7 protein-coding genes and 1 rRNA gene are annotated in these 8,255 nt (G+C 56.2%); 4 read left to right on the forward strand and 4 right to left on the reverse strand.

All coding sequences use genetic code 11. From position 1 onward, the window contains the following. A 5S ribosomal RNA gene (gene rrf, locus ACRC1E_RS06735) occupies window positions 1–90 on the forward strand; the annotation flags it as partial. Window positions 91–225: 135 nt separating this feature from the next. On the opposite strand, the gene ACRC1E_RS06740 is transcribed toward rrf, so the two are convergent. Together ACRC1E_RS06740 and ACRC1E_RS06745 are read right to left on the reverse strand one after the other, a co-directional pair. Continuing rightward, window positions 226–690 carry a single-stranded DNA-binding protein gene (locus tag ACRC1E_RS06740; RefSeq protein ID WP_438514343.1) on the reverse strand — a complete coding sequence of 155 codons (465 nt, stop codon included), beginning with the start codon at window positions 688–690 and terminating at the stop codon, window positions 226–228. Window positions 691–780: 90 nt separating this feature from the next. Further along, complete coding sequence (locus ACRC1E_RS06745) at window positions 781–2,142, reverse strand: MFS transporter (RefSeq protein WP_438514344.1); 1,362 nt, start codon at window positions 2,140–2,142, stop codon at window positions 781–783. A 122-nt stretch (window positions 2,143–2,264) separates the two neighbouring features. Between ACRC1E_RS06745 and uvrA the strand changes: the two genes are divergently transcribed. After that, window positions 2,265–5,093 (forward strand): excinuclease ABC subunit UvrA, encoded by a 2,829-nt coding sequence (gene uvrA, locus ACRC1E_RS06750; protein ID WP_438514345.1) that lies wholly within the window; start codon window positions 2,265–2,267, stop codon window positions 5,091–5,093. A gap of 119 nt (window positions 5,094–5,212) precedes the next feature. Next, window positions 5,213–5,650, forward strand: coding sequence for a VOC family protein (locus ACRC1E_RS06755; protein WP_438514346.1), 438 nt, complete (start codon window positions 5,213–5,215; stop codon window positions 5,648–5,650). Window positions 5,651–5,702: 52 nt separating this feature from the next. Here the strand turns inward: ACRC1E_RS06755 and mnmA are convergent, their stop codons facing one another. Both mnmA and ACRC1E_RS06765 read right to left on the reverse strand, forming a co-directional pair. Beyond that, window positions 5,703–6,779 carry a tRNA 2-thiouridine(34) synthase MnmA gene (gene mnmA / locus ACRC1E_RS06760; protein ID WP_438514347.1) on the reverse strand — a complete coding sequence of 359 codons (1,077 nt, stop codon included), beginning with the start codon at window positions 6,777–6,779 and terminating at the stop codon, window positions 5,703–5,705. A gap of 5 nt (window positions 6,780–6,784) precedes the next feature. Further along, window positions 6,785–7,171 carry a hypothetical protein gene (locus tag ACRC1E_RS06765; RefSeq protein ID WP_438514348.1) on the reverse strand — a complete coding sequence of 129 codons (387 nt, stop codon included), beginning with the start codon at window positions 7,169–7,171 and terminating at the stop codon, window positions 6,785–6,787. 251 nt (window positions 7,172–7,422) lie between these two features. On the opposite strand from ACRC1E_RS06765, the gene rfbD reads away from it, so the two are divergent. Further along, window positions 7,423–8,255: dTDP-4-dehydrorhamnose reductase (gene rfbD, locus ACRC1E_RS06770; RefSeq protein ID WP_438514349.1), on the forward strand; the 833-nt coding region annotated here is incomplete at its 3' end.

Here is an 8,255-nt window from a genome sequence, read left to right on the forward strand (position 1 = left end):
CACGCCTTCCCATCCCGAACAGGACCGTGAAACACCTTAGCGCCGATGATAGTGTGGCATTCGCCATGTGAAAGTAGGACACCGCCAGACGCCCCATTAGAAACCCCCCAACCAGCAATGGTTGGGGGGTTTTGCGTTGATATCGATAGAATCGAAAGCGAAAAAAAACCCTGTAGAAACAGGGCGTTGAGTAAAAATTTTTACACTTAATCTCGCAGGTACACCTCAAAACGGAATGTCGTCTTCCAGATCGCCCATTGGCGGTGCGGGCTGGCGTGGTGCCTGCTGGCGTGGTGCTGCCGGAGGGGTAGAAGGCGCGCTTGGACGGGCTGCACTACCGCCGTAGCCATATTCTTCGTCCATCGGGGCGCTACCACCTTCACGTTTGCCACCTTGCAGGCTTAGTTCATTGACGCGTACGTCCGGCGATACGCGCTTGAGGCCTTCTTTGTCTTGCCATTCGCGCAATGTCAACTGGCCGTAGACTGTAACTTGCTGGCCTTTGCTCAGGTAGTTTTTCAGCGTTTCGCCACGCTTGCCCCAGACTTGGCAGCTGAACCAGTTGGTCGTTTTGCGTTCGCCAAAACCAATATCGCTGGCAACGCGGAAGCTAAGGATGGGTTCGCCACTCGGGGTGTAACGTAGTTCTGCATCGGCAGCCAAGCGGCCGTCAAAAGTAATGCTATTCATGTCTGTCTCCGTTCAAATCATTATTTGCCGGTTGTTAGGCACCGGCGGCAGGCTTTGCCTGCCATCTGGTCGGGCCTCGAAAATCGAGCTTCAGTATGTTTCCTGAATCAAGCCTTGTACTGCAGCCTCATCCCAGCCTTGTTGTGCGACCTTGAGGTAGGCTACGCGTTCTTCCAGCAGTACGACAGCTTCGCGTACCCCAGGTAAAGCAGCAAGTTTTTGCGACAAAAGTTGTGCATCACCCTGCCAGTTGTCACCAATATGGAACATCATGGACTTGACGGGTAGCGGGGCGCGCATGCTTGCTGCAAGTACCAGCCAACTCGCCATAAGTATGCTGGTAAAGCCGAAAACTCCCGTGGTGCCAGTGTGAGTGTAGAGCCAGCCGCCACCTGCTGCACCGAGAAAGAGGCCGAAAGATTGAGCGGTATTATACACGCCTATAGCGGTGCCTTTAGCGTCGGCAGGGGCGATCTTTGAAATGATGGAGGGTAGGGTCGCCTCCAGTATATTGAAGGCAATAAAGTAGAGTACCAGCCATGATACGATCTGCCAAAAGGTATCCAGTGCCGAGGCCATGCCTAATTGTGCGACAGTCATGACGCCAACCGCAGCAACAAATACCTGTTTTAACCGGTGCTTTTTTTCGCCATAAATAATGGCCGGAATCATCAGTAAAAATCCCAATACCACTACCGGCAGGTAAACTTGCCAGTGGTGTGCCTTATCGAGTTGGCCTGCCCGGGTCAGTGAAAACGGAATCACTACAAACATGGCCATCTGTGCCGCATGCAGGGCAAAGATGCCGAAATTGAGGCGTGCCAGTTGCGGGTTGCGTAGTACGGGTAACAGGCGTCCGGTATTGGCTTGGGTATCCGAGTGAAAACGCGAAATAAGCGGATCCGGGATGATAAGCCAAACACCCAGTAGCGCCAGCAGTGTCAGGATGCCGGTGAGCGCAAATATTCCGTTTACCCCTATCCAGCTAGCCAGTAATGGACCGAGTACCAGACTGACGGCAAAGGTCATGCCTATACTCATTCCTATCATGGCCATGGCGCGGGTGCGGTGTTCTTCACGTGTCAGATCGGCGAGTAATGCCGTAATCGCGGCAGAAATAGCACCTGAGCCTTGAATGATGCGCCCTACGGTCAGCCATACGATGTCATCGGCGGCAGCCGCCACAAAACTGCCGATGGCAAATAGCAAGAGACCACCATAAATGACTTTTTTGCGGCCGATACGGTCGGACAACATGCCCAGCGGTAGTTGCAGGAGTGCTTGCACCAAGCCATAGCTCCCCAACGCAAAACCGACTGCGGTGGGGCTGATGGTGCCCGGTAACTGTTCGGCATAAAGAGCAAAGACGGGAAGGATAAGAAACATGCCCAGCATGCGCAGGGCGTAGACACCTGCCAATCCCAGGCTTGCGCGTAATTCCAGCGAATTCATGGTAGCGGTAAGATCCCGGAGAAAAATGATGGCTGTCTGTCGCGTTTAGCGCGGCATTAGCTAGAGCCCGGCTCAATAAGTCGGGTATATTAACAGGTTACCCGATTCATTGTGAGTAAGGCATGGACTACATCCGCATCCGTGGGGCGCGCACCCATAATCTGAAGAACGTTGATCTGGATCTGCCGCGGCACAAGCTGATCGTGATCACCGGTCTGTCCGGTTCGGGCAAGAGTTCGCTGGCCTTTGATACGCTCTATGCCGAAGGCCAGCGCCGCTATGTCGAGTCCCTGTCTGCTTATGCACGGCAGTTTTTGCAGTTGATGGAAAAGCCGGATGTCGATCTGATCGAGGGGCTGAGCCCGGCTATTTCCATTGAGCAGAAAGCGACCAGCCACAACCCGCGTTCCACCGTGGGGACGGTGACTGAAATTCACGATTACCTGCGCCTGCTGTATGCCCGTGTCGGCGTGCCGCATTGCCCCGATCACCATGTGCCGCTTGCATCGCAAACCGTCAGCCAGATGGTGGATCATGTCCTGGCCTTGCCCGAGGAGGCCCGGGTCATGATTTTGGCTCCGGTGATCATGGGGCGTAAGGGCGAGAACGCCGACCTGTTTGAAGAGTTGCGTGCACAGGGCTTTGTACGCGTGCGCGTAGACAGCGTGGTGTACGAACTGGATGCCGTACCCAAGCTGGAAAAGAACAAGAAGCACACCATAGAAGTGGTGATAGACCGGCTGAAAGTGCGCGCCGATGCGCAGCAACGGCTGGCCGAAAGTTTTGAAACCGCCTTGCGCCATGCCGAAGGGCGTGCCATTGCAGTAGAAATGGATGAAGGCAAGGAGCATTGGTTCTCGGCCAAGTTTGCCTGCCCGGTGTGTTCCTACAGCTTGCCCGAACTCGAGCCTCGGCTGTTTTCTTTCAATAATCCGATGGGGGCGTGTCCCAAGTGTGATGGCTTGGGCGAGATTACCTTTTTTGATCCCAATCGGGTAGTCGCTCATCCCGGGCTGAGTCTGGCATCCGGTGCGATCAAGGGCTGGGACAAGCGTAACCAGCTCTATTTTCAGATGCTGATGAGTCTGGCTGCGCATTACGACTTTGCCATCGAACTGCCGTTTGAAGAATTGCCTGCCAAGGTGCAGCAAGTGGTGCTGTATGGCTCGGGGCACGACAATATCGAATTTACCTACCGCTCGGAGAAGGGCACGCTGTTTACCCGTGAGCATCCGTTCGAAGGCATTATTCCCAATCTGGAGCGCCGCTACCGCGAGACCGATTCGTCTGCGGTGCGCGAGGAGTTGGCTAAATACCAGAACAACCAGACTTGCCCATCCTGCCATGGCTCGCGCTTGCGGGTCGAGGCGCGCAATGTGTTTGTCGGGGGCAGGGCGCTGTTCGATATCAATGCGCTGTCGCTGAAAGATGCGGCAGCGTTTTTTGACTCGCTGGAAGTTACCGGCCAGAAACAGGCGGTGGCGGAAAAAATCGTCAAGGAGATCCGTGAGCGGGTGTCTTTCCTGAATAACGTCGGCCTCGATTATCTATGTCTATCGCGTTCAGCCGATACCTTATCCGGGGGGGAAGCACAACGCATCCGTCTGGCTAGCCAGATCGGATCGGGCTTGACCGGGGTGATGTATGTGCTGGACGAGCCTTCTATCGGCTTGCATCAACGCGATAACGATCGTCTGCTCGGCACCCTGAAGCGTTTGCGTGATTTGGGTAATAGCGTCATTGTGGTCGAGCATGATGAAGATGCGATCCGAGCCGCAGATTATCTGGTCGATATGGGGCCGGGAGCCGGTGAACATGGCGGTGAAGTCCTGGTTGCCGGTACGCCGGATGAGGTTGCGGCCTGCGAGCGCTCGGTCACCGGTGCTTTTCTATCTGGCCGCCGCCGTATTACGGCCCTGGAAGGGCATCGACCGGTCAACCCGGAGCGGATGCTGCATCTGATCGGTGCCACTGGTAATAATCTGAAGGATGTGACGCTGAACTTGCCGCTGGGGATGCTGGTCTGCATTACCGGTGTCTCAGGTTCGGGCAAGAGCACGCTGATCAACGATACCTTGTACAAGATAGCGGCGCGCGAGCTTAACGGCGCCACTAGCGAGGAGCCTTCGCCATATCGGGAGATCAAGGGCCTGACGCTGCTGGATAAAGTGATCAACGTTGACCAGAGCCCGATCGGGCGTACGCCGCGCTCCAATCCTGCGACCTATACCGGCCTGTTTACGCCGATACGCGAATTGTTTTCCGGTGTGCCGGTATCGCGTGAACGTGGCTACGGGCCGGGGCGCTTCTCGTTCAATGTCAAAGGCGGACGTTGCGAGGCCTGTCAGGGGGATGGCATGATCAAGGTCGAGATGCATTTTCTTCCGGATATCTATGTGCCGTGCGATGTGTGTCATGGCAAGCGCTATAACCGCGAGACGCTGGAGGTGCTGTACAAGGGCAAGAATATTCACGAGGTGCTGGGTATGACGGTCGAGCAGGCGCAAGTGTTCTTTGCTGCCGTACCTACGGTCGCGCGCAAGCTCAATACGCTGATGGATGTGGGGCTGGGCTATATTCGCCTGGGGCAATCGGCAACCACCTTGTCGGGTGGCGAGGCGCAACGGGTGAAGCTGGGGCTGGAGCTATCCAAGCGCGATACCGGCCGTACTTTGTATATTCTGGACGAGCCAACCACCGGGCTGCACTTTCACGATATCGACCTATTGCTCAAGGTGCTGCAGCGCTTGCGCGGGAACGGCAATACGGTGGTGGTGATCGAGCACAATCTGGATGTAATCAGGACCGCAGACTGGATTATCGATCTGGGACCGGAGGGCGGGGCCGGAGGCGGAACCATTCTGGTCGAGGGAACGCCTGCCGAAGTTGCGGCTAATCCGCTTAGTCATACCGGTCATTATCTGCTGCCCATGCTGCAAAATGCAGACTGAGTCTGTTTTGCCAAAAAAAGACGCTAGAATAAATTCAAAGTAATAGGCTTGCTGTTTGTGTTCCGGGATTAGCCTGTATTTGCTCCCGCATGAATGGCGTACCGATAAAAGGGGAAGAGATGCTCAACCTAGGCAAGATTGACCATATTCATGTGCGTGTCGATGATATTGGTCGGGCGTTGGGCTGGTATCAGCGCGTGCTGGGGCTGAGCCCTGATGTGCGGGTACGTAAAACCAATGGTAGTACCATGCTGGCGAACACCTCAGGGACGATACGCTTGGCATTGGTTTTACAGCCGGCACCGGCTTGTGCTCCCGGTTCCGTGTCTTTTGTGGTCAGTGGACAGGATTTTCTGGAGTGGCTGGATCAGTTGGCGGGAGAGCGGGTAAAAGATCGTGCCGGCGAGACGGTGGCGCGCGACTCGGTCGAAGATCACGCCAGCTATCTGTCGGTCGCTTTCGTCGATCCGTTTGGTAATCCGTACGAGATTATCAGCTATGACTACACCTGGCTGGCCGGAAAGCTTAAGCTGGCGAGCCGTAGTGTGGCGGGCTAGCTTGAGCATGGGCTAAAAGCAGAAGGGCGCTTTGACGGCGCCCTTCTGCTTTTTACATGATGATACCGCCCCCCAGACAAATATCGCCATCGTAGAGTACGGCGGATTGCCCAGGCGTCACCGCCCATTGCAGCTCGCTAAACGCCAGTGTGGCCTGACCATCTATCACCGGACTGAGTGTGCAGGCTGCATCCGCCATACGATAGCGGTTCTTGGCCTGATAGTCGCCGGCTTGCGGGGCGCCATCCAGCGTCCATGACAGGTCGGCCATAGTCAGTGCGCGCTTGAGTAGTAGCGGGTGGTCATGCCCCTGCACTACGATCAAGCGGTTAGCCGGAATATCCTTGCCGGCGACAAACCACGGTTCGCCATTGCTGTCTTTCGAACCGCCGATATTCAAGCCCTTGCGCTGCCCCAGCGTGTAATACATCAGTCCCTCATGCTCGCCTACGCGTTTGCCATCGGGGGTGATCATCTCGCCCGGGCTGGTTGGCAGGTAGCGCTTAAGGAACTCCCGGAACGGGCGCTCGCCGATAAAGCAGATACCGGTTGAATCTTTTTTGCCGGCAGTGGGCAGGCCGGCTTGTTCGGCCAGTTTTCGTACCTCGCTCTTGCGGATATCACCCAGCGGAAACAATGCCTTGGCTAGTTGAGACTGTTGCAGGCGATAAAGGAAATAGCTCTGATCCTTGGTCTCATCCACGCCTTTCATCAGGTAGTGGCGGCCATCGCGTTCAAGCTTGCGTGCATAGTGGCCGGTGGCGATACAATCGGCGCCCAGCTCCATCGCATAGTCGAGAAAAGCCTTGAACTTGATCTCGGCATTGCACAGCACATCAGGGTTAGGCGTGCGCCCGGCGGAGTACTCTTTCAAGAAGTAGGAGAACACCCTGTCCTTATACTCCTTGGCGAAGTTGACGATTTCCATGTCGATACCGACGATGTCGGCCACACTCATCGCGTCCAGCGCATCCTGCTTGATCGAGCAGAACTCGTCGTCGTTGTCGTCTTCCCAGTTTTGCATGAAGACACCGATCACCTCATGCCCTTGCTGCTTGAGCAGCCAGGCGGTCACCGAAGAGTCCACGCCGCCGGACATGCCGACGACGATACGTTTTTTTTCCGTCACGGGAACTAGCCCTTCTTCCATTGTTGGTACGGCACTACCACCGGCTCGTGTCCGAAATCGAAAAACCAGCTGTCGACGACCCATGGGGTCTCGCTGGCAATTTCGATAATCTGGCTGGCGTAGTGCAGGTCGATAATCCAGGGGGCGCGCCAGACAGGGGCGGCGACCCGGTGATGTTGCAGCAGTCCTTGCTGCGCGAGATATTGCAGGAAGGTCGTGTCATTCTGGCTGTGATCTACACAGTCCATGCGTCCATCGGCACTGCCGTCGGCGAAGTTGCCGCCACGATCAGCCGCAATCGGTGCATGCTCAGCCGCTGCCAGATATAACCGCTGTACCGCCTGTGCGATCGCGGCGCGCTCTTCGGCGGGCTGGCGCGCAGGCTTGAACAAGGTAAGCAGTTCGTCACGCAGTGCATGGCCGACCTGAAATGACGCATTTTTGCTGCAGCCGTAATGATAACAAATAGTTAGCGGCTCAGCCTGTACTGTTGCATAGCTACCTGTCAGGTAAAGACAAGTGTATAGGCAGAGGCGGGATAGAAGACGGGTGAGGCGGGGCAGAAAATGCATGGTGGAGGCTTGAATAGTTTGCTAACAGCAGTCGTGGTAGGATTTATAAGAATACAACGAAGGATCACATCATGTTGCCCGTCATTCTCATTACCGGCTCCAGCGGACAGCTGGGTTTCGAACTGATACGTGCGCTAGCGCCACTGGGGCGGGTTTTGGCGCCGGCACGTGCCGAGTTTGATCTGCAGCGGCCCGAGCAGATGCGGGCTTGGCTGGATCGGACGCGGCCCGACATTATTGTCAATGCCGCAGCCTATACCTCCGTTGATCAGGCGGAGTCCAAGCCGGCGTTGGCATTTGCCATCAATGCGGTGGCGCCGGAGGTGATGGCGCGCTGGGCGGGTGAGCACGGTGCTGTCATGGTGCAATATTCGACCGACTATGTATTCGATGGTAGCAAAGCCGGGCCTTATGTGGAAAGTGACAGCGCCGGCACTGCCATGGTCTATGGCGCCAGCAAGTTAGCCGGTGAACTGGCTGTGAGTGAGCATGTGCAGCGTGCGCTGGTGTTGCGCGTGAACTGGCTGTATAGCGCCTTTGGCAATAATTTCCTGCATACCATTTTGCGCCTGGCGCTGGAGCGCAACAGCCTGAGTATCGTTGCCGACCAAATCGGCACGCCGACCTCGGCCCAGCTGGTGGCGGATGTGACTGCACATATGCTGGCGGCGAGCCTGTCGGGTCAAGTTGCCGAACCGTGGGGGATTTATCATGTGTCGGCCTCGGGTGAGGCCAGTTGGCATGAGTACGCCCGCCATATCGTGCATGTACTGACGCTGGATGGCGTCAAACTCGCCTGTAGCGAACAGCAGGTGCACGCGATTACGAGTGCGGAATGGCCGACACCGGCACGTCGCCCGGCCAATTCACGGCTAGGCTGCAGCAAGCTTAAACAAGTCTTTGA

Origin of the sequence: Craterilacuibacter sp., from assembly GCF_051659485.1 — a bacterium.
Taxonomy (GTDB): domain Bacteria; phylum Pseudomonadota; class Gammaproteobacteria; order Burkholderiales; family Chromobacteriaceae; genus Craterilacuibacter.